This is a genomic window from Nocardia sp. NPDC050697 (assembly GCF_040654395.1).
Taxonomy (GTDB): Bacteria; Actinomycetota; Actinomycetes; order Mycobacteriales; family Mycobacteriaceae; genus Nocardia.
This window is the reverse complement of the sequence record NZ_JBFAHY010000002.1, coordinates 440954-462503: the sequence shown is the minus strand read 5'-3', so window position 1 is coordinate 462503 and position 21550 is coordinate 440954. Positions and strand designations below refer to the sequence as shown.

Here is a 21550-nt window from a genome sequence, read left to right as displayed (position 1 = left end):
GGGATGGCTATGGAGTACCCAGGAGAAACCTATTTCACAACCGGAATCCATCGGTTCAGGCTTTCGATGTCGCGCTCGCAGGCAAGGAGCTGACCAGGGCGTTCGGCGGCTGACCGGCGAATCCTGGCCTCCAGCTCGGCCACCCGGCGGTCGGTGTCCACCACCCTGGCAGCTGTGGCCTGTACCACATGATCGGAGAGCGCCGTCTCCGCGGTCACCAGCGCGGTGGCGACCCGCTGCTCCAGCTGTGCCTTCACATTGACGAGCGCGTCCGCCGCCCACTGCCGGACGTGGTTGCGCTCGGCCACCTGGCCGCGCGCCCGCACCACCCAGGCGGCGGCGCCCGCGCCGAGCAGCAGGGTGACCGGGACGCTGGCCGCGTCCAGCGCGGGCAGCAGCGAGAAGGGGGCGACCACGAGCCTGCCGAGCCCGACGCCCGCGGAGGCGCCGAGCGCGATCATCAGGTGGTCCTCGACGCCGCGGTGCCTCGGCTCGGGGTCGGGGCCGACCCGGGGGGCCGGTTCACGGCGGCGCAGCGGGACGGTCGCGCCCTCGCCGTCGACCCGGGTCGCCAGCTCGGCGGTGCGCTGCTCGATGGCGGCGTCCAGCGCGGCGGTGAGCTCGTTGACCGACCACTGCAGGTGGTCCGGGTAGGTGGCGAGGTCGGCGCGGGCCAGCTTGTCCAGCTCGGCGCGGGCCGCGGTGTGCAGCGCGCGGACCCGGGCGCCGACCTCGGTGAGCAGGTCGACCCGCGCCAGGTGCAGCTGGCCGCGCAGGGTGGCGATGGCAGTGGTGCGGCCGCCGTCCCGCGCCGCGATCAGCGCGGTGCGCTCGGCGCGCAGGGCGAGCTCGTCCGAGCCGGTCCGCACCACGGTGACCTGGTCGGTGATGCGCTGCCTGGTCTCGGTGAGGACCCGGGTTGTCACCGCGGCCACCCGCTCCGGACCGCCCGCGCCAGCGGCGGCGGCGCAGAGCTCGGCGTGCAGCGCGGCGAGGCCGGAGCGGTCGAGCAGGGCGGGGTCGCCGCCGCGGGCGGCCGCGGCGAGGCGGGCCGAGACCGGGAGGATCGGCAGGTCGAGGCCGGCCGCGCGGAGTAGAGCTTCATCGCGCTCGGCGACGGCGCGCCAGTCGCGGTGGGCGTGGGTTCCGTTCAGGGCGAGCAGGACGTGGGTGCCGTCGGCGCGCAGCCGGCGCAGCAGGTCGATGGTGTCGTTGCCGAGCACGGTGCCCGCGTCCAGCAGGACCAGCGCGACCGGGCCGGGCGCGGCGCCGCGCGGGGAGGTGGTCTCCACCGAGGCGGCGATGCCGGGCACCGGGTCGGCGAGCGCGATGCGGGGCTCGAAGCGGGCCAGTTCGGTGCGGAGCACGGTGGTGTTGGCGTCGTCCGGGCCGATCAGGGTCACCCTGGAGCCGCCCCCGGTGCCGCGCACCGCGCGCAGCAACGCCATGCCCTGCGGGTTCCAGCGCGCGATCAGCGCCTCGATCTCGTCCGAGAGCACGACCTCCTGCCCGGGCTCGGCACCCGGCTCCGGGCCCGCGGTGCTGTCCACAGCCGCGGCGGGCACCGGAGGTGTGGCGGGCGGCGAGTTCGCGCCGGGGGGCGCGACCGCGGGCGCTGCTTCGGGCTCAGAGTCCGGCACCGCTGAGCCGTTCCCAGAGGCGGACGTAGCCGGCGTGCACGCGGAGCGCGGCGCGGCGGGCGGGGGCGGGCAGGTCTCCGCCCGCGACGGCGCGCCAGCGGCCGGCGCGGGCGAGGGCGTCGTCCGCGTCGGCGGGGGCGGGGGCCGGGTACCCGGCGGCGAGGTGCGCGACCTGGGGGCAGGCCAGCCCGGCGCGCAGGCCGAGCCAGCGCGCGTCGTCCCCGTCGAGGTGGCGCTCGAGCAGGTCGCGGGCGACGCTCCCGCCGATCGGCACCGCGCGCGCCGCCAGCCGGGCGATCTCGTCGAGCAGCTCGCCGCCGCGCAGCGCCCCGATCTGCTCGTAGCGCCGGTGCAGCAGCCCGTGCAGCGGGTCGATCCCGGACGCCGCGTGCAGCAGCTGCAGCAGCGCCCTTGTCCCGAGCCGGGGATCGCGCCGGAGCGCGGCCAGCGCGCAGTTCACCCCGTACAGGTCCCAGTCCCGGAGCAGCCGCTCGCGCACCGCGAGGTCGGGGCCGGGCGCGAGGAAGAGGTCGGGGGCGAGGGTGAGCGTGGGATCGTCGCGCTCGGCGAGCGCGCGCAGCGCGGCGAGGTCGTCGGCGGAGACGGTGCCCGCCCGGGTCCGCACCGCCAGGCTCGCGACCACGGGGACGGTGGCGATCCCGAGCTCGGCGGCGCACCGCTCGGCCGCCGCCACCGCGTCCGACCAGCGGGTGCCGATGGCATCGGCCTTGTTCAGCACCACCACGGCGCGCTGCTCCGGCACCGCGTCCAGCGCGCGCCGGTCGGCGGGCAGCGGCGCGCCCGCGAGCACGTACACCACGATGTCGCCGTCCAGCACCGGGTCGGCGCCGCCCGGCTCGTCCACCGGCCCGGTCTCCACCGCGGAGAGCAGCGCCAGCGCCGCCGCCACCGTGCTGCGCCCGGCCCCGGAGCGGCCGGTGATCTGGATGACCGGCGCCCGCCGCGCCTGCCGCGCCGCCGCGCCGAGCCGCTCCCCGATGCGCTGGTCGGCCGCGGTGCCGATGGCGAGCGTGCGCACCAGCTCGTCCAGTGGATCCGGCGCCCCCGGCACCGGGCCGGTGCGATCGACGGCCGTCGTCATCTGTCCTCGCCCCCTCGCCGGGGCGGCCCCGCGCCCCGCTGCCCGGCATTGTGTCAGAGCCGGGGCACCGCGGTCAGGTGCCGCTGAAGAACCGGTTGACCCGGCGCACCGCCCAGGACGGCGCGTACTTGGCGGTGGTCGCCAGCACCTTGGCCTGCACCCCGATCTCGTAGTGCACCTTCTCCGGCCGCAGCCGGGTGCCGCGCCGGGTGGCCGCCCAGATGCCGTCGGCGACGTCGTCGGAGGTCAATCGGATGCCGAGCGAGCGGGTGCTGCCGATATCGAGCCCGTCCACCATGCCGGTGGCGACGAAGAGCGGCCAGATGGCGAGCACCCGGATGTCGTGCTTGCGCCACTCCAGGTCCAGCGCCTCGGTGAGGCTCTTCACCGCGGACTTGCTGGCGCCGTAGGTGGCGAGCTCCGGCTGGCCGTAGATGGCCGAGGCCGAGCAGAGGTTCACCACCTGCGCGCCCGCGGTGTCGCGCAGGTACGGGAAGGCGGCGTGCGTACCGGTGACGACCCCGCCGATATTGACGTCGAGCAGCGCACGGTGCGCCGCGAGGTCGATGCCCTCGAACGGGCCGGAGCGCAGCAGCCCGGCATTGTTGACCAGCACGTCGAGCCGCCCGGCGCGCTCGTCGAACTCGCGCAGCCGCAGCTCCCACTGCTCCCGGTCGGTGACGTCGAGCACCGCGGTGTGCACGCTGCCCGCGGGCAGCTCGGCGGCGAGCCGGGAGAGCCCGACCTCGTCCACGTCGTAGGCGCCCACCAGGTAGCCGCGGGCCGCGAAGAGCGCCGCGGTGGCCCGGCCGATGCCAGCGGCCGCGCCGGTGACGAAGACGGTGGGTTTGCTCATGCCGCGCAGTCTAGTGCCGGGGCCGCGCGGCGCGAATGACGTGCCGGTGGCGGCCGGATTGCGGGAGTGTTCCCAAAACCCCTGTACAGCAGCGGAAATCTTGTTCAACCCAGGCGTAACCGCCCACCGCTTGTTTCCTGTCATTCACTGACGTTTCTACTTCGAGCTGCGTCACACCGACGCCCCGCTGGACTACCTGTACGAGTACGACGAGATGAAGGTGGTGCTGGCGGGCGACGCCTTCTACGTCGGGCTGCGCTCCTTCGCGCCGTGACGGTGAATCCGGCGACTACCAGCGTCCCGCACTGGTCGCCGACGCCGGCGCTCGATCCGGGCGGGGCGCGGCGGCTCGTGCTCGCGGCCGGCGCCGCGGGCGAGTTCGCGCTCGGCCCGGACGGCTCGGTGCCGGAGGCGGCGTTCGCCACGGCCGTGACCGGCGACCGCTTCGTGCTGATCGGGAACGCGGCCGAGATCGCCCGCGCCCGCGCCGAGCTGCTCGCGGCCGGTGCCATCCCGGCGGAGATCACCGAGGTGCTCGCCGGCGCGCCGGACCCGCACGCCGCCCAGCCGCGCACCGTCTACTGCCCGCACTGCCACACCGGGAGCACCGGCGCGGTGGCGATCGGGGCCACGCTGCCCTGCGCGAACTGCGGTCTCGAACTCGTCGTCTACCACCGTTATTCGCAGCGCCTCGGAGCCTTCCTCGGCTACTGCGCCGATGCCGAGGAGCGGCCGTGAGCGCGGAGCTGGTCGTCACCCGCGCGGCCGCGCTCTGCCCGGACGTGCGCGAGGTCGTGCTGGCCCGCCCGGACGGCGGCCTGCTGCCGTCGTACGCGCCGGGCAGCCACATCGGGCTGCACTGCGGCCCCGAGCTGCGCAATGCCTACTCGCTCACCGGCGACGGCCTCGACCCGAGGCACTACGCCGTCTCGGTGCGGCTGGACCCGGCCGGGCGCGGCGGCAGCCGGTGGGTGCACGGGCTGCGCCCCGGCGACCGGGTCCGGGTGGAGCCACCGCGCAGCGCCTTCGCCCCGGTCGCGGCGGCGCGGCACCACCTGTTCGTCGCGGGCGGGATCGGGGTGACGCCGCTGCTCGCGCACGTGCGCGCCGCGCTGACCTGGGGCCGCTCCTTCCGGCTGCACTACGCGCACCGCCCCGGGCACGGCGCGCACCTGGACGAGCTGCGCGCGCTCTGCGGCGACCGGCTCGAGGTCGTGCACTCCGCGGCGGCGCTGTGGGCGACGCTCGGCCCGGCACTGTCACGCCAGCCGCTCGGCACCCACCTCTACGTCTGCGGCCCGGCCGCGCTGAACGCCGCCGTCACCGCGGCGGCCGCGGCGGCGGGCTGGCCGGAGCAGCAGGTGCACACCGAGGCGTTCGCCGCGCCACCGGCCGCGCCGGGCACCCCGTTCACCGTGCGGCTGGCGCACAGCGGCCGGGAGTTCCCGGTCGGCGCCGAGCAGACCATGCTGGACGCCCTGCTCGCGCAGGGCGCCGCGGTGCCGAACCTGTGCAGGCAGGGCGTCTGCGGCGAGTGCAGGCTGGCCGTGCGCTCCGGCCGCGCGCTGTGGGCGGACGCCGGGCTGGTCACCTTCGCGGCCGACTGGTCCCTGCGGTTCGACGTCGTCATGAGCTTCCTGCAGCTCCACGGCCCGGTGCCGCGGGTGCACACCGAGCGGGTGCTCCCGCGGGCGCACGACTTCCTGCTCCGGCTGCCCGCCGGCCCCGGCTTCCGCCGTACCAACTGGACGCTCACCGTCGACGGCAGGCTCGACACCAGCACCGAGACCTACCCGGAGTGGGGCCGCGACCGCACGGCCGTGGCCGATGGCCCGCTCGCCGAGGTCGGCGACCGGCTCTTCCTGCGCACCGAGGTGCAGCACCTGATCCGGCTGCCGTACTCCGGCGCGGTGATGTTTCTCATTCGCACCTACCTGCTCTCGCTGCGCGAGCTGGTCGCGGTGCCCGCCTGGGCGGCCCGGCTGGCCGCCGTGCTCGCCGAACTCCCGCCCGACATGGCCGATTACAAGGGGCTGACCCGGACCCGCGGCGCCGCGGTGGAGTGGTTGCGGCTGCACGGCGGCGTGCCGCGCTGAGCGCCGCGAGCGCGGTCGGCTGCCGACGTGCTCGCGGGATGCTGGACAATGGGGGCGTGAACGACGCCGCCAACCACACTGCCGAGTCGGTTCCGGGCCTGCCGTCCACAGCCCCGGCCCGCGAGCCACGCCACGGTGCCGCCTCCCGGCTCTACCCGCGGGTCACCAGCTTCCGCTCCCGCCGCGGCGCGCTGACCCCGAATCAGCAGCTGAGCTGGGATCGCACCTGGCCGGTGATCGGCCGCGAGGTCGCCGACGAGCCGCTCGACGCCACCGCCTGGTTCGGCAGGGAGGCGCCGCTGGTGGTGGAGATCGGCTGCGGCACCGGCACCGCGACCGCGCTCATGGCGCAGGCCGAGCCGGAGCTGAACCTGATCGGCATCGAGGTCTACCGGCCCGGGCTGGCCCAGCTGGTGCAGCGGGTCGAGCAGGAGCGGATCCCGAATATCCGGCTGCTCCGCGGCGACGCGGTGGATGTGCTGGAGAACATGATCGCCCCCGCCTCGCTCACCGGGGTCCGGGTGTTCTTCCCGGACCCGTGGCCCAAGGCCAGGCACCACAAGCGGCGGCTGCTGCAGCCCGCCACCGTCGCGCTGATCGCCGACCGGCTGATCCCGGGCGGCACCCTGCACGTCGCCACCGACCACGCCGAGTACGCCGAGCAGATCGCCGAGGTCGGGGCCGGCGAGCCCCGGCTGACCGGGCTGAACGACGCCACCGGCGGCGATTCGGCGCGGCTCGCCGAATCCGCCCTGATCGGGGTGGAACGCCCGGTCACCAAGTTCGAGAGCAAGGCACATCGCGCCGGTAGCGCCATCACCGAGCTGGTGTGGGGGAAGATCGGGTCATGAGCGTCAGCGACACGACCCACGACGAGGTGGAGGTTGCCGGCGGCGCCAAGGGCGGTGACGCGCCCGCCGCGGTCCGCCGGGTGCTGCTGGTCTGGGACGCGCCGAACCTGGACATGGGGCTCGGCGCCATCCTCGGCGGCCGCCCGACCGCCGCCTACCGGCCCCGCTTCGACGCGCTCGGCCGCTGGCTGCTCGCCCGCACCGCGGAGCTCTCCGCCGGCGGCCCGCAGCGGGTGGAGCCGGAGGCGACGGTCTTCACCAATATCGCGCCGGGCACCGCCGATGTGGTGCGGCCGTGGGTCGAGGCGCTGCGCAACGTCGGATATGCGGTTTTCGCCAAACCCAAGATCGACGAGGATTCCGACGTCGACGCCGACATGCTGGCCCATATCGAGCACCGCAACCGCGGCGGCGGGCTGGCCGGAATCATGGTCGCCTCCGCCGATGGTCAGGCGTTTCGGGAGCCGCTGGAGCGGCTCGCCGCAGCCGGGGTCCCGGCCCAGGTGCTCGGCTTCCGGGAGCATGCGAGTTGGGCCGTCACATCCGATACCCTCGAGTTCATCGACCTCGAGGACATCCCGGGCGTGTTCCGTGAACCCCTGCCCCGGGTGAGCCTCGACTCGCTGCCCGACGAGGGTGCCTGGCTGCAGCCGTTCCGGCCGCTCTCGGCATTGCTCACCTCTCGCCCCGCCCAAGGAGTCGCTTAGTGTTCACACGCTGGGGCGATCTGGTCTTCAAGCTGCGCTTCCTCGTTCTCGGAATCGTCAGCGCGGCGCTGCTCGCCCTCGGCGGGTACGGCCTCGGCCTCGGCGATCACCTGAGCTCCAGCGGGTGGGACGACCCCACCTCGGAATCGGCTCAGGCCGCGCGCATTTCGGACGAGGCCTTCGGCCGCGACCACAACAGCGACGTGATCGTGCTGTACACCGCCCCGGAGGGGACGACGATCGAGGACCCGGCCTTCCGGGACAAGATCGTCGAGAGCCTGAACCGGCTGCCGCGCGAGCACCCGGAGCAGATCGCGAAGATCAACGGCGCCTACTGGCAGACCGAGACCGGGCAGGCCTCGCCGCTCACCTTCGGCTCCAAGGACAAGAAGTACACCTTCGCCTCGGTCGCCATCGTCGGCGACGACGACACCACGATGGTGCGCAACTACCGCACCGTCAAGGACGCTTTCCAGATCGACGGCATCGATGTCCAGGTGGCCGGGTTGCAGCCGGTGGCCGGCACGCTGAACGACACCATGGCCGAGGACCAGAAGCGGATGGAGCTGCTGGCCATCCCCGCCGTCGGCGTGCTGCTCTTCTTCGTCTTCGGCGGGCTCGTCGCGGCCGCGCTGCCGCTGGTGGTCGGTGGGCTCACCGTCATCGGCGCGTGGGGCATCGTGCGCTTCCTGACGCACTTCACCGAGGTGAACTCCTTCGTCTCGCCGGTGGTCTCGATGATCGGGCTCGGGCTGGCGATCGACTACGGGCTCTTCATCGTGAGCCGGTTCCGCGAGGAGCGCGCCGAGGGGTACGACACCAGGGCCGCCGTGCGGCGCTCGGTGATGACCGCGGGCCGGACCGTCGTGTTCTCCGCGACCATGATCATCGCGAGCCTCGGCGGCATGCTGCTCTTCCCGCAGGGCTTCCTGAAGTCGGTGGCCTACGGCGCCATCGCCACGGTGTCGCTGGCCGCGGTCACCGCGCTCACCGTGCTCCCCGCCATGCTCGCCATCCTCGGCAAGCGGGTCGACGCGCTCGGGCTCAAGCGGTTCCGCGCCACCAAGACCGCGGAGGAGGTGGAGAACAGCCTGTGGGGCCGCACCACCCGCTGGGTCATGCGGCACCCGCTGAAGATCGCCATCCCGATCACGATCATCCTGCTGCTGCTCATCATCCCGGTGAAGAACCTGGCCTTCGGCGGCATCAACGAGCGCTACCTGCCGCCGGACAACGCGACCCGGCTCGCGCAGGCCGAGTTCGACCAGATCTTCCCGCTGCGCAAGTCCGATCCGATCCAGATCATCTTCGTCTCCGAGGACACCACCGCCATCGGGCGGGTGCTCAAGGAGGTCAACCAGGCGCCGGGGCTCGGTGCTCCGTTCGAGATCCCGACCAAGTCGCAGACCCACGCGGATGTTTTCCGCACCAACGCGACCCTGGCCGACTCGGAGAACGCCGACCCGACGATCGAGTACCTGCGCTCGATCGAGGTCCCCGACGGCGTGACCATGCTGGTCGGCGGGCAGCCGACCATTCAGAAGGACAGCATCGACGCGCTGCTCGGCACGCTGCCGCTGATGATCGCGCTCGTACTCTTCGTGACCACGCTGCTCATGTTCCTGACCTTCGGCTCGCTGGTGCTGCCGATCAAGGCCGCGCTCATGAGCGCGCTCGGCCTCGGCTCCACGCTCGGCATCCTGACCTGGATCTTCGTCGACGGCCACGGCGCCGAGCTGCTCAACTTCACCCCGCAGCCCATCATGTCGCCGGTGCTCGTGCTGATCATCGCGATCATCTACGGCCTCTCCGTCGACTACGAGGTGTTCCTGCTCTCCCGCATGGTCGAGGCGCGCAGCAAGGGCGCCTCGACCACGGAGGCGGTGCGGGTCGGCACCGCGCACACCGGCCGGATCATCACCGCCGCCGCGCTCATCCTGCTCGTCGTCACCGGCGCCTTCGCCTTCTCCGACCTGGTGATGATGCAGTACATCGCCTACGGCATGGTCGCCGCGCTCTTCATCGACGCCACCGTGCTCCGCATGCTGCTCGTCCCCGCCGTCATGAAGATGCTCGGCGACGACTGCTGGTGGGCCCCCGCCTGGATGAAGCGGATGCAGGAGCGGATCGGGCTCGGTGAGCCGCTGCTCGCCGACGAGCGGCCCGGCGGTGACGACGTGGTCGACCTGGTGAAGACCACGCCGATCACCGACCCGGTGACCATGGTCATGCCCGCCGTTTCCAGCAGCAAGCTGCGGAAGACGCCGCGGCGGCCGCGGACGGTCGAGGAGATCGAGTCGGAGGCGCCGACGGCGCGGATCGGCGGGCGGCACGAGCGGCCCGCGAAGCGGCCTTCGGTTTCCCGGGCGAAGGGGGATGAGTCCGGCGATTCGGGTCGGGCCGGGGCGGTCCGTCCGGGTCAGTCGGCGCCACTCGGCGGTGCCGGACAGGCAGGCGGGATCGGCGGCTCGGGTGAGTCGGCGCCGCTCGGCGGCGCCGGGCAGCCCGGCGGTGCGGCGCGTCCGGGTGAGCCGGTGCGTTTCGGTGCCGGTCAGCCGCGCGATCCGAGCAGGCCCGGTAGTTCAGCGCGACCGGGTCAGCCGGTGCGGGCCGATGCCGGACAGCTCGGCGATCCGAGCAGGCCCGGAATGTCGGCTCGGCCGAGCGAGCCGGTTCAGCCCGGTGCTGCCGGACAACCGGGCGATCCGAGCCGAATCGGCAGCTCGGGGCGGGCGAACGAGCAGGGGCGGCCCGGTGATCCGGGTCGATCAGGCGGTCCGGCGCGGCCGGACGAGCCGGGCACCCGTCGTCCGGGCAGTGCGGATTCCGGGCTCGCCGACGCGGGCCGCCCGCCTGCGGCCCCGCTCCTCGACCTCTCCACCGGCCAGGCCGACCCCGGCACCCCGCGCCCCCGCGTCATGCCCCCCGGCCCGCACGACCCCTCCCGCCCACAGCCGCGCCCGACGGGCCGCGCCCGCGTCCTCCCCCCGCGCACCGTCGACCAGCCGACCCAGCCGCACTCCCCCGCCGACGACCACGGCCCGCGCCGCCCCGAGCCCCCGCTCGGCGAGGCCGCGCCGAGCGGCGCCGGCGCCACCCAGCTCGGCGGCGGCAACAGCGGCCCCGCGGAAGCCCCCGCCCCCGAAACCCCCACCCCGGGCACGGACGGCCGCAACAGCATCGAGGACTGGATGGCCGAACTCCGCTCCTCCCGCCGCCGCATCACCGCGGCCGAGGAGCCGCGGGCCGGCGACGACGGGCGGACGGTCAGCGTGAACGAACTGCTGCGCAGGCGCGACGGGGAGTAGCACCGGTTCACTCCTGCCGCTCCGCGGCGATCTCCTGCCGCTCGGCGGCGGCCTCGGCGAAGGCGCGGGCGTACCGGGTCCCGGCGAGCAGGAGCAGGACGCCGACCACGAGGAAGGCGAGGACGCGGACCAGCCCGTCCAGGGTGGCGAGGTCGAAGAGGAAGAGCTTCGCCAGGGCCGCCGCGGTGACGAGCAGGCCGGCGACCAGCGCGACCTTGGCGGCGGCGGGGGCGCGGGTGAGCAGCCGGAGGCCGGAGAAGAGCGCGGCGGTGGCGCCCGCCATCCAGAGGATGGTGGCGGCGCTGTGCCCGGCGACGAAGCCGTCCTCGGCGCCGGTCGCCACGCCGATGGAGACCGTGGTGACGGTGGTGGCGTACAGCGCGATCAGGGCCGCGATGACGCCGAAAACCGAGTCCGCGCCGGTATCCCGGTTCGGGGCGACGGTGCGCAGGCAGCGGAAGCCGAGCCCGGCGGCGGCGACGGCGAGGACCGCGGCGACGGCGGTGGCGAAGCCGAGGTCGTCGACGGCGAGGCGCTGTGTGGTGAGGGTCTCGATGTTCGCCAGGGTGCAGAGCAGGCCGGTGCCGAGGACGCCGAAGGCGGTGCCGAGTACCGCGGCGAGTAGCGACTTCGCCTGGCTGCCGACGGCGAGGAAGGCGACGGCGACCGCGAGGAGCGCGATCGGCAGGGTGTCGTCGGCGGTCACCGAGACGCAGGTGGCGAGCAGCGCGAGGGCGCCCGCCACCGCGGCGGTGGCCCTGGTGTGCAGCGGAATGCGCAGCGAAGCGGCGGAGGTGAGGGCGGCGGCGCCGAGCAGCGCGGCGGCGGTGATGCCGGAGACGACGGCCGCGGCGGGGCGGTCGAAGAGCGCGGGCATGCTCAGCAGCGGCACCGTGGCGAGGCCGAAGGCGACGGTGGCGACGATGTCCTTCGGGCGGCGGCGCACGCTGTCGACCACGCCGACCGCGCCGAGCAGCGCGATCACGGTGGCGCCGATCAGGATCCAGGGCACGCGGTCGCCGACCGGGTCGTCGATCACCGCGTCGGCGACGGCCCACAGGGTGGCGAGCACGGCGGGCAGGGTGCGGGCGATCTGCAGCAGCGGCCAGTCGAAGCGGCGGTGCACCGGGAGGCACGCGGCCATGAGCGCGATCAGGAAGGCGATCAGCGCGAGATCTCCGGTCAAGGCCGGGGCGAGCACCGCGACGCCGGCGACCACCAGCACCGCGAACGGCTGCGAACGCCACTGCATGGCGAGCGCGACGCCGCCCGCGGCGATACCGAAGGCGACCGCGAGGCCGGGGATCGGGTGCAGCCAGCCGTACAGCGTGGTCACGGCGAGCACGTCCAGGTAGCCGCCGGCGATACCGGTGGCGGCGAGCGCGATTCCGCCCACCCGGCCACCCGCGCGGCCGGAGACCCGGATGCCGGCGGCGACCAGGACCGCGCTGAACACCGCGCCCGCGGCGACCCGCGGCACCGGGCCGAACCAGCCCGCCTGCGCGGCCAGGACCAGCAGCATGACGACGCCGGTCAGGGTCACGGCGACGCCCGCGACCGCGAGCAGGCGGCTGACGACGCCCTCGCGCTGCCACCACGGTGGGGTGGTCCGCGGGGGGCGCGGCGGTGGGAGCTGGCCGTACGGCGGGACGCCGGGCCGCGGCCAGGCATTGGGCGGAACCGGCTGGCGCGGTCCGGGCGGCGGCGGCATCGCCCCGGCGGGTGCGGGCCGCCACCCGGTCTGCGGAGCACCGGCCGCATTCGGCCAGCCGGTCGGCGGAACCGCCGCATTACCGACCGCGGCCTGCGGGACCGCCGGACCACTCGCCGCAGTCTGCGGTGCCCCGGGCACGACACCGGTGGAACCGGCCTGCGTCGGAGCACCGGGCACCGGCCGCCTCCACACACCGGCCGGGTCACTCGCGGGACCAACCGACGAAACAGGCGCCGGGGGCGCGGAAGCCGCGGACGGCGCCGGAGGCTCGCCCCCGGCAGAACCGGCGGCGACCGACCCCTCAGCGCCCGCCGCCGGAGAATCGACGGCGCCGGGCGCGATCTGGACCCGAAGCAGCTCCAGATCGCGCCCGAGTGCGCCCATGCGCGTACCCAGATCGGTGAATTCCCCGGACAGCCGCGCGACCAGGGCCGGATCGATGAGTGTGCTCATGCACCCATCGTCGGCGCAGCGGGCACCCGGCGGCATGAGTAGAAACCCCCGCCGCGCCGCCGGGATCTACCCGACCTGCGGTTACGTGGCGGTCATCCGGGTGACGGCGTGCACCGCGGCCAGCACCGCGCCGCGCGCGGGCATGGCGAGCGCACCCGCGCCGGGTTCGCCGACCCAGTGGTACCCGAGGCCGGTGTCGGTGGTCGGCAGCATCACGTGACGCCCGCTCGGCACCACGGTCACCCGGTGCCCGGCGAGGGTGTGCCGCTCCCGGATGTCCAGCGGCGCGGCCGGCATCGGCGGGGTGACGAGGAAGGTCCAGCTACCCTCGCCCGGGTCGGCGATCACCGGCGCGGTGCGCTCGCGCTCCAGCCGGTTCAGCACGGCGCGGCCCAGTTCGGGCGGCATGACGACGGCGCCGAGCACCGAGCCGGTGCTCACGGTCGGGCGGCCGGCGAAGAGCTGGACCGGCAACCCGTAGCGATGTCGCAGCAGGTAGGCCACGTCGTGCGGGGAATGACAGGATTCGAACATCGGCCTCATCCCTCCCCCGCGCCGCCGCTTCCGGGTAGTGGTAGGCCGCAGCTCCGTCGCTGTTCCGGTGTCGCAGGCCACGTCGCGCGTTCCGCGCTCCGGGCCCCTACGAAGATCTCGGGATGGGTGATCATTCGTTGCCCGCCCTTTGCAGTCGTCAAAGTTGCAGAAAGGCAAAGGTATTCCAAAGACACGTCAACGAGTCGTACGCAATGTCCCACTCACCATCCCGGATGCGGCATACCGTCGTATCCTGAAACCTGGATTTAACAAAGGGGCAGGGTGGGTATGGACGATTCGGCGATCGGGGTGCGGATCCGCTACTTCCGCGGTCGCGCGCTGACCCAGCGGCAACTGGCGGACCAGGCCGGGGTCAGCGTCGATCTGGTGCGCAAGCTGGAGCAGGGCGGGCGGCAGACGGCCTCCATCGCGAGCCTGCAGAAGATCGCCCGCGCCCTCGACGTCGATATCGCCGACCTGATCGGCAAGAAGCAGGGCGGCGTCCCCTCCACCGACCCGGACGCGGGCATCGTCGCGATCCGCCGCGCGCTCACCCCGGTCGACGACCTGCTCGGCGCCGCCCCGGACGACGCCTCGGCCGATCTGGACGAGGGCCGCCGCGCGGTCGAGTACGCCTGGGGCGCCTACTGGACCGGTCGCTACGAACTGCTCACCTCGCTGCTGCCGACCGGGCTCACCCAGCTCCGCGCGACGGTGCACGCCGCGCGCAACGGCTCGGTGGCGCCCGCCAACGAGCTGCTGGCCCGGATGTACTGGGTCACCGGCTGCACGCTGGTGCATCTCGGCCAGACCGATCCGGCCTTCCTCGCCATCCGGCAGGCGCTCACCGCCGCCGAGCTCGGCGACGATCCGCTGCTGCTCGGCACGATTCGCGGCTCGGTCGCCTGGCAGTTGCTGGTGCAGGGGCGGTACGCCGAGTCGCGCGGAGTCGCGCTGCGTGCCGCGGCCGAGCTCGAGCCGGGGGGCGAGGCCGCGGCACCGCAGCTGGCCGCCTACGGCTCGCTGGTGCTGCAGGGCGCGACGGCGGCGGGCCGCGCGCAGGAGGTGCCGGAGGCGCTCGCCCTGGTCCAGGCGGCGAGCGAGGTGGCCGGGCGGATCGGTGCCGACCGGCGCGATTACGAGACCTACTTCGGCCCATCCCAGGTGGTCATGCAGACGGTGGACGTCAACGTCTCGGCCGAGCGCTACCCGGAGGCGCTCGCGGCCGCCGCCACCATGCCCGCGCGGTGCGGGCTGCCGCAGGCCTCGCGGGCCAGGCACCTCACCGACACCGCGGTCGCGCTGACCCGCACCGGCAAGCGCGAGCGCGCGCTGAACACCCTGCTCGACGCCGAGCGGGTGGGCGGCGCGGACTGGCTCAAGTACCAGACCCTGCCCAGGCACATCGTCTCCGAGCTGCTCGACCACGACCGCAGGCTGCCGCTGCGCACCTTCGCCCGCAGGCTCGGTGTGCACGCCTGATCAGTGCTGATACCCCATCAGCTTGCGCCAGTGCGCGCTGAGCGGGTGTTTCGCGGTGACCGAGCCGAAGCGCACCCGGCCCTGCACGATCAGGTGCAGCCTGCCGAAGGGCGGGCCGGTGCGCACCTTGTTGCTGATGCTGGAGCCGATCAGGTCGATGTTGTTCAGGTCGACGGTGGTCTCGGTGGGGACGACCAGGGTGAGGCCGCTGCAGTAGTCGTCCATGTGCAGCTCGACGACCTGGGTGGTCATGATCGCCTGGGTGAAGTCGAGGGTCACCGAGGACATCCAGGAGTTCAGCCGGAGCACCGGCGGCACCTGCCAGCGGCCCCTGCGGGTGACGCCGGACATCCTGGCCCTGATCACCGAGCCGTGGTCGCCGGCGAGCGGCTGCGCCGGGCGGGGGGCGAAGCCGGGGCCGGGGGTGGTGTTCACGAAGGTCGAGGAGGGCGCGGCGGGGTGGCCGATCAGCCGCATGCCGGGCAGGTCGATGAGCACGGCATTGAGTTCGCCGCGGGTCTTGGCGGCCAGCGCGGTGTCCATGCGCTCGGTGAACTCGCCGAGCGAGAGCATGCCCAATCCGACCGCGCGCTGCAGTAATTGCCCGACGTGCTCCCGCTCCGCGTCGGAGACGCGCAGCTCCCGATCGCTCACCTGGTGTCCGTGCGACGAGCGCGCGGGCTCGCCGTGACCCGGCTCGCGCATGTGCTGCACCCGCGTATCCGCCACCTGGCCTGACTCGCGCACGCGGGGCTCCTCACCTGACTCTGCCTCGGACCCACCCATCCTTCGAGATTACCGACGGAATCCGTACCGCGGCATCAGGGCGAACCCGGAGACCGGTGTCCTACTCCAGACCCTGTTCGATGGCGTAGCGGGTGAGCTCCACCCGGTTCGCTAGCTGAAGTTTGCGCAGCGTGGCCTGCACGTGGTTCTCCACCGTGCGGTGGCTGAGGTTGAGCCGGCCCGCGATCTGCTTGGCCGAGAGCCCCTTGGCGACCATGCGCAGCACCTCGGTCTCCCGGTCGGTGAGCGCGGGGCGGTGCGGCTCGTCCGCGGCGGGCGGGGTGGTGGCGATCCGGCGGTACTCGCCGAGCACCAGCCCGGCCAGCCCGGGGGTGAAGACCGGCTGTCCGGCGGCGGTGACGCGCACCGCCTCGATCAGCTCGGTGGCCGAGGCGCTCTTCACCAGGTAGCCGGTGGCGCCCGCCTTGATCGCCTCCAGCACGTCGTCGCGCTCGGCGGAGGCGCTGAGGACCAGCACCCGGCTGTGCGGGGAGACCCGGAGCACCTCGGCGGTGGCCTGGGCGCCGGAGCCGTCGAGGAGCTGCATATCCATGAGCACGACGTCCGGCTGCACCGCGGCGGCGCGGCGGGCGGCGGTGCCGACGCCGTCGGCGGTGGCGGCGACGGTGAAGCCCGCCTCGGTGAGATCGCGGGAGACCCCGTCACGCCACATGGGGTGGTCGTCCACCACCATGACCGATACTTCGCTCACGCCGTTCATGGTGCCACCCCGCGCAGCGGGATACGGAACTCCCACTCGGTGCCGAAGCCGACGCCGCCGGTCTCCTCGGTGAGCAGCACCGCGGTGCCGCCGAGCGCGGCCAGCCTGCCGACGATGCTGCGCGACACCCCGAGCCGCCCCTCCGCCTCGGCCTCGGCCAGCCGCCCGGGCGGTATCCCGACACCGTCGTCGCGCACGCTCACGATGAGCTCGTCGCCGGTGTCCTCCAGCAGCACATACGCCTTCGCCGCCGGTCCGGCGTGCTGCGCGACGTTCGCCAGCGCGTTGCGCACCGCGCCGTCCAGCTCGGTGGCGGCCGCGCGGCCGAGCAGCACCGGCTCGCCGGGGGTGGAGACCGAGACGTCGGGGCGGGCCTGCGCGGTGAGCAGCGGCCGCAGGTCGACCTCGTCGCCGGGCGCGCCGTGCGGCCGGGCGCCCTGCTCGGAGAGCAGCACCCGCAGCGCCACCTCCTGCTCGCCCGCGCGCCGCGCGAGTTCCGCGGTGGGGCCGCCGATCTCGGTGCCGCGGCGCTTGATGTAGGCGAGCACCTGGAGTACGCCGTCGTGCACCTCGCGGGCCAGCCGCTCGCGCTCCTCGGCGGCGGCGGTGAGCCGCACCGCGCGCTCCACCTGGCCCTGCGCCCGGCGCGCGGTCTCGGCGGCGAGCCCGAGCGCGAGCCCGACCGAGACCAGCACCGGCACCGTGGCATCGGTCCAGACGTCGTTGCCCCACTGGTCGCGCACGGTCAGCGCGACGGCGGCGATGAGCAGCCCGGAGAGCACCCCGGCCACCGGGCCGCGCAGGATGGCGGCGGAGATCACCGCGTTGGTGGCCCAGAGCGTGGTCGGCAGGGTCTGGTGGCCGTGGTACCAGCCGTAATCGGCGACCAGCCGGGTCGAGGCGATCAGCAGGATCACCACCACGTGGTCGCCGATCACCACCCAGACCCGCAGCCGCCGCGCCACCTCCGGAAAGTGCCACTGCGACAGCATGAGCGCGCTCACCCCGGACCACACCGCCATGAGCGCGATCAGCACCCAGCTCAACCGCTGGTTGTGGTAGTTCGGCACCGATGCGATCTGCTGCCCGACCGCGTACAGCAGGGTGACCAGGCGGAATGCCTGCGCGGCGCGCCAGAGCGGGGCGACGGCGGCGCCCGCCGAGTCCGCCGAAACGCCCGCCGGGTCGGCCGGGCGGACAGCACCTGCCGCGTCGGCCCGGCGGGCGGTACCTGCCGGGTCAGCCGGGAGCGGGTCGCTCATCGGCGTCATCTCCGCCGGACTCCGACCGTGCCACCGCCTCGCCACCTGCCTCCGACGCGCCCGCGGCGCCCTCGCGCTTGCGCAGGCGGTCCCGCGCGACCTCCTCGGCGGCGACGGTGTCCAACTCGAGCCGTTCCGGCGCGGGCATGTCGTCCGGCTCGGCGTCGTACAGCCCGTGCTCCGGCGAGACGGGTTTGATCTCCTCGAACATCTCCTCCGGCTCCCCGGCGAGCAGCGAGCGGATGGCGGTGTTCATCACCGCGACGAAGGGCACCGCGAGCAACCCGCCCGCGATCCCGCCGACCACGACGCCCGCGGTGATCGCCAGCACCACGGCGAGCGGGTGGATGCTCACCGCGCGGCCGAGCAGCAGCGGTTGCAGCACATGCCCTTCCAGCTGCATGACCGCGATGATGATGCCGAGCACGATGAGCGCGGTGACGAAACCCTTGGTGACCAGCGCGATGAAGACCGCGATGAACCCGGCGAGGAAGGCGCCGATGATCGGGATGAAGGCGCCGACGAAGACCAGCGAGCCGAGCGGAAGCGCCAGCGGCACACCGAGGATGGCCAGCCCGGCGCCGATGCCGATGGCGTCCACCGCGGCCACCACGACGGTCGCCCGGACGAAGCCGACGAGCGAGCCGAAGCCGAGCCTGCCCGCGGTGCGGGTGCGGGCGCGGTGCGCGGTCGGCACGATCCGGGTGACGAACTCCCAGATCTGGTCGCCGCCGTAGAGGAAGAAGATCAGGATGAACAGCGTCAGGAAGGTGCCGGTGAGGATGTGCCCGACCACCGTCGCGGTGGTGAGCGCGCCGCTGGTCACGCTGTCCTGATTGTCCTGGATGGTGCGCACGATGGTGTCGCCCGCGCTGCGGATCTGGTCGTCGCTGAGGTGCGGCGGGCCGTTGATCAGCCAGTCCTGGATGGTGTGGATGCTGTTGGTGACCTCGTCGGAGAGCTGCGGCACGCCGTCGACGAACTGCTCGACCACGAAGGTCAGCACCCCGGCGACCAGCCCGATCGAGCCGAGCAGCGTGACGAACACGCCGACCGCCCGCGGCAGCCCGCGGCGCTGCATCCAATCCACCAGCGGGGCGAGCAGCGCGGCCGCCAGCAGCGCGATGGCGAGCGGGATCACCACGGTCGCCATCCGCTGCACGATCATGCTGAGCGCGAGGAAGGCCCCCAGGATCACCAGCAGCCGCCAGGACCACTCCGCGGTCTGCCGGACCAGCGGGTGCACCGCGTCCGCCGGATGCCGCTCCGGCTTCGTCGCTGCCTCGGTCATGCCGCGAGCGTATCCGCCGCACCCGCCGCTTGCCGTACGCACGGAATCGAAACGCTAGATTGTTTGTCGTGTCGGCGCCCCTCGAAGCAATCGCAGCGGTCAAACAGACCATGCGAACGCGGTGGCCGATCTACCTGACCTCCATGCTGCTGGCGAATGCCTTCGGCGCCATCCTGGTCTGGGCTTTCATCCAGTACGGGCTGCCGGTCCCCGAGGGCGAGCAGGCCGGGGCGCGGCGCACCGGGCTGCTGATCCCGGTGATCGTCTTCGGCGCGGGCGGTGTGCTCAGCCTCACGGCGTCGGCGCTCATGCTGCGCCCGGTCATGCGCTGGCAGATGCGCGGCGGGCCGCCGAGCAGGCGCGAGCAGATGGCCGCGCTGCACGCCCCGCTCCGGCAGGCCATCGTGCACCTGCTCATCTGGCTGGTGGGCGGCGGCATCCTGACCGCCTTCATCCTGCTCGACTCGCCGGAGCTGGCGCTGGCGGTGATCGTCACCCAGTGCATGGCGGCGACCATCGTCTTCGGCTTCACCTACATGCTCGGCGAGCGCATCCTGCGCCCGGTGGCGGCGCAGGCGCTCACCGAGGGCACCTTCGACCACACCCTGACCCCCGGCGTCGGCACCAGGATGGCGATGACCTGGGGCATGGGCACCTTCGCGCCGACCATCGCGATCGTGCTGCTCTGCGTCACCCAGATCTCCTCGGACGTGAAGTTCTCGGCGCAGTCGCTCGCCGTCTCGATCCTGCTGCTCTGCGGCGTGGTGATCCTGCAGGCGCTGGCGCTCTCCATGCTCACCGGCTCCAGCATCTCCGACCCGGTGCGCCAGCTCAGCCAGGCCATCGACCGGGTGCAGGCCGGCTCGGTGGACGTGCAGGTCGAGGTGTTCGACGGCAGCGAGATCGGGCTGCTCCAGGTCGGTTTCAACCGGATGATGGAGGAGGCGGCCAAGCGCCGCCAGCTGCAGGAGCTCTTCGGCAGGCACGTCGGCGAGGAGGTCGCGCAGCGCGCGCTCGACTACGGCACCGAGCTGGGCGGCGAGACCCGGTTCGTCGCGGTGCTCTTCGTGGACATGGTGGGCTCCACCGCGACCGCCGCCGAGCGGCCGCCGACCGAGGTGGTCAGCCTGCTCAACGAGTTCTTCCGGATCGTGGTCGACGTCATCGACCGGCACCACGGCTTCGTCAACAAGTTCGTCGGCGATGCCGCGCTCGCCATCTTCGGCGCCCCGCTGGACCGCCCGGACGCGCCGACCGCCGCGCTCGCCGCCGCCCGCGAACTGCGCGAGACGCTGCGCGAGGTGCCCGGGCTCGACATCGGCATCGGGGTCTCCGCCGGACTGGCGGTCGCGGGCAATATCGGCGCCGCCAACCGCTTCGAGTACACCGTGATCGGCGACCCGGTGAACGAGGCATCGCGCTTGACCGAACTCGCCAAGGACCGCCCGGAGCGGGTGCTCGCCTCCGGCAGCGCGCTGTATTTCGCGGACGACGGGGAGCAGAGCTTCTGGGTCACCGGCGAGGAGGTGCAGCTGCGCGGGCGCCGCCGGATGACGCTGCTGGCCTGGCCGCGGGAGCACGCCGGCGCGAGCGGTGCCGCCGACCCGGAACAGGCCCGTTGGATAGGCTGAGACAGTGACGGCCAACGGCGAACGGGTGGGTACCCCGGCGCGCCGTGTCCGGAACCGCTCGGCCCGTTCCCGCTGGCTGCGCTGGCTCCTCGGGATCGCGGTGGCGGCGCTGCTGATCGGCGAGGGCGTCTACCTCTGGCCGCGGCTGCACGAGAGCTGGCAGAAGCTCACCGAGATCCACTGGGGCTGGGTGGCGCTCTGCGTCGTCCTGCAGGCGCTCTCGATGAGCGGATTCGGCCGGGTGCAGAAGCAGCTGCTGCGCGCGGGCGGGGTGCCGGTGAGCCAGTCGCGCTCGGTGGCGGTGGTCTACGGCGCCACCGCCATGTCGGTGACGCTCCCCGCCGGGCAGGTCTTCTCCACCGCCTTCACCTACCGGCAGACCCGGCGCTGGGGGGCGAACCCGGTGGTCGCCTCCTGGCAGCTGGTCTTCTCCGGGGTGGTCGCCGCGGCCGGGCTCGCGCTGCTCGGGGTGAGCGGCGCCATCCTGGCCGGTGACCGGATCGGCCCGGCCCAGCTGGTGCTCACGCTGGCGGCGGTGGCCGCGCTGGTCACCGCGGGCAACTACCTCTCGCGCCGCCCCGGGTCGCTGGAGGCGCTGCTCCGGCGCGGGCTCGCGCTCGTCAACCGGGTGCGCAAGAAGCCGGGCGAGCACGGCCTGGCCCAGGTCACCGAGATGCTCGGGCAGCTGGAGTCGGTGCGGCTCAGCCCCCGCGACGGCGCGCTGGTCGGGGCGTGGGCGGTGGTGCACCGGCTCGCCGACGTGGCCTGCCTCGGCGCCGCCTGCTACGCCATCGGCGGCGACCCGGTCTGGGCCGGGCTGCTCATCGCCTTCGCGGCGGGCAAGGCGGTCGGCTCGATCCCGTTCGCGCCCGGGGGCATCGTCTACGTGGACGCCACCCTGATCTACGCGCTCACCGTCGCCGCCGGGCTGCCCGCCGCGCAGGCCGTCGCCGCCGCCTTCGTGTACCGCATGGTGAGCTTCGTGCTGGTCGCAATTGTCGGCTGGATCGTCTTCGCCTTCCTCTTCCGCACCCCGCACGCCGACGAGGCGGAGTACGAGCGGGAGTTCAGCTCCCGCCGCCCGCTCTGACCCGGCCACGCGCCCGGTCGGTACGC

Annotated in this window: 17 protein-coding genes and 1 pseudogene; 9 read left to right on the top strand and 9 right to left on the bottom strand. The window is 73.6% G+C overall.

The features are described 5' to 3' along the window. Positions 1–29: 29 nt before the first annotated feature. From AB0H71_RS09680 to AB0H71_RS09670, 3 genes are all read right to left on the bottom strand, one after another. The gene (locus tag AB0H71_RS09680) at positions 30–1640 is read right to left on the bottom strand and encodes a hypothetical protein (protein ID WP_357017286.1); all 1611 of its coding nucleotides are present in this window, start codon (positions 1638–1640) and stop codon (positions 30–32) included. After that, a complete protein-coding gene (locus tag AB0H71_RS09675; protein ID WP_357017283.1) occupies positions 1627–2742 on the bottom strand; it encodes a hypothetical protein in 1116 nt (371 codons plus the stop codon). The genes AB0H71_RS09680 and AB0H71_RS09675 overlap by 14 nt, the downstream gene beginning before the upstream one ends. Before the next feature lie 73 nt (positions 2743–2815). Beyond that, the gene (locus AB0H71_RS09670; RefSeq protein WP_357017281.1) at positions 2816–3598 is read right to left on the bottom strand and encodes an SDR family oxidoreductase; all 783 of its coding nucleotides are present in this window, start codon (positions 3596–3598) and stop codon (positions 2816–2818) included. A 157-nt stretch (positions 3599–3755) separates the two neighbouring features. Here AB0H71_RS09670 and AB0H71_RS09665 point away from each other — a divergent pair. From AB0H71_RS09665 to AB0H71_RS09640, 6 genes and pseudogenes are all read left to right on the top strand, one after another. Next, positions 3756–3836, top strand: a pseudogene (locus tag AB0H71_RS09665) (ethanolamine utilization protein); the annotation flags it as partial. A gap of 32 nt (positions 3837–3868) precedes the next feature. Then, complete coding sequence (locus tag AB0H71_RS09660; protein ID WP_357017278.1) at positions 3869–4336, top strand: dimethylamine monooxygenase subunit DmmA family protein; 468 nt, start codon at positions 3869–3871, stop codon at positions 4334–4336. Next, positions 4333–5694, top strand: a complete 1362-nt coding sequence (locus tag AB0H71_RS09655; protein ID WP_357017275.1) for a heme-dependent oxidative N-demethylase subunit alpha family protein — start codon at positions 4333–4335, stop codon at positions 5692–5694. Before AB0H71_RS09660 ends, AB0H71_RS09655 begins: the two co-directional genes overlap by 4 nt. 38 nt (positions 5695–5732) lie before the next feature. Next, on the top strand, positions 5733–6545 hold the full coding sequence (trmB, locus tag AB0H71_RS09650) for a tRNA (guanosine(46)-N7)-methyltransferase TrmB (RefSeq protein ID WP_357017273.1): 813 nt from the start codon (positions 5733–5735) through the stop codon (positions 6543–6545). Next, positions 6542–7252, top strand: coding sequence for an NYN domain-containing protein (locus AB0H71_RS09645; protein ID WP_357017270.1), 711 nt, complete (start codon positions 6542–6544; stop codon positions 7250–7252). The genes trmB and AB0H71_RS09645 overlap by 4 nt, the downstream gene beginning before the upstream one ends. Beyond that, complete coding sequence (locus AB0H71_RS09640; RefSeq protein WP_357017267.1) at positions 7252–10560, top strand: MMPL family transporter; 3309 nt, start codon at positions 7252–7254, stop codon at positions 10558–10560. The genes AB0H71_RS09645 and AB0H71_RS09640 overlap by 1 nt, the downstream gene beginning before the upstream one ends. A 7-nt stretch (positions 10561–10567) precedes the next feature. Here AB0H71_RS09640 and AB0H71_RS09635 read toward each other — a convergent pair whose 3' ends face one another. Both AB0H71_RS09635 and AB0H71_RS09630 read right to left on the bottom strand, forming a co-directional pair. Further along, a complete protein-coding gene (locus tag AB0H71_RS09635; RefSeq protein WP_357017264.1) occupies positions 10568–12271 on the bottom strand; it encodes a DUF2339 domain-containing protein in 1704 nt (567 codons plus the stop codon). A 537-nt stretch (positions 12272–12808) separates the two neighbouring features. Continuing rightward, complete coding sequence (locus tag AB0H71_RS09630; RefSeq protein ID WP_357017261.1) at positions 12809–13261, bottom strand: hypothetical protein; 453 nt, start codon at positions 13259–13261, stop codon at positions 12809–12811. A 288-nt stretch (positions 13262–13549) separates the two neighbouring features. On the opposite strand from AB0H71_RS09630, the gene AB0H71_RS09625 reads away from it, so the two are divergent. Further along, positions 13550–14743, top strand: a complete 1194-nt coding sequence (locus AB0H71_RS09625; protein WP_357017258.1) for a helix-turn-helix transcriptional regulator — start codon at positions 13550–13552, stop codon at positions 14741–14743. Here AB0H71_RS09625 and AB0H71_RS09620 read toward each other — a convergent pair whose 3' ends face one another. The 4 genes from AB0H71_RS09620 to AB0H71_RS09605 all read right to left on the bottom strand — a co-directional run bounded on the left by AB0H71_RS09620 (position 14744) and on the right by AB0H71_RS09605 (position 18803). Beyond that, the gene (locus AB0H71_RS09620) at positions 14744–15397 is read right to left on the bottom strand and encodes a DUF1707 domain-containing protein (protein WP_357018459.1); all 654 of its coding nucleotides are present in this window, start codon (positions 15395–15397) and stop codon (positions 14744–14746) included. A 193-nt stretch (positions 15398–15590) separates the two neighbouring features. After that, positions 15591–16250, bottom strand: coding sequence for a response regulator transcription factor (locus tag AB0H71_RS09615; RefSeq protein ID WP_357017255.1), 660 nt, complete (start codon positions 16248–16250; stop codon positions 15591–15593). Further along, on the bottom strand, positions 16247–17512 hold the full coding sequence (locus AB0H71_RS09610; protein WP_357017253.1) for a DUF5931 domain-containing protein: 1266 nt from the start codon (positions 17510–17512) through the stop codon (positions 16247–16249). Before AB0H71_RS09610 ends, AB0H71_RS09615 begins: the two co-directional genes overlap by 4 nt. After that, entirely contained in the window at positions 17490–18803 is a 1314-nt protein-coding gene (locus AB0H71_RS09605) for an AI-2E family transporter (protein ID WP_357017250.1), read from the bottom strand. Before AB0H71_RS09605 ends, AB0H71_RS09610 begins: the two co-directional genes overlap by 23 nt. 110 nt (positions 18804–18913) lie before the next feature. Here AB0H71_RS09605 and AB0H71_RS09600 point away from each other — a divergent pair, with 110 nt between their 5' ends. Both AB0H71_RS09600 and AB0H71_RS09595 read left to right on the top strand, forming a co-directional pair. Continuing rightward, positions 18914–20434, top strand: coding sequence for an adenylate/guanylate cyclase domain-containing protein (locus AB0H71_RS09600; RefSeq protein ID WP_357017247.1), 1521 nt, complete (start codon positions 18914–18916; stop codon positions 20432–20434). Positions 20435–20438: 4 nt separating this feature from the next. Further along, the gene (locus tag AB0H71_RS09595; protein ID WP_357017244.1) at positions 20439–21524 is read left to right on the top strand and encodes a YbhN family protein; all 1086 of its coding nucleotides are present in this window, start codon (positions 20439–20441) and stop codon (positions 21522–21524) included. The last annotated feature ends 26 nt before the right edge of the window (positions 21525–21550 follow it).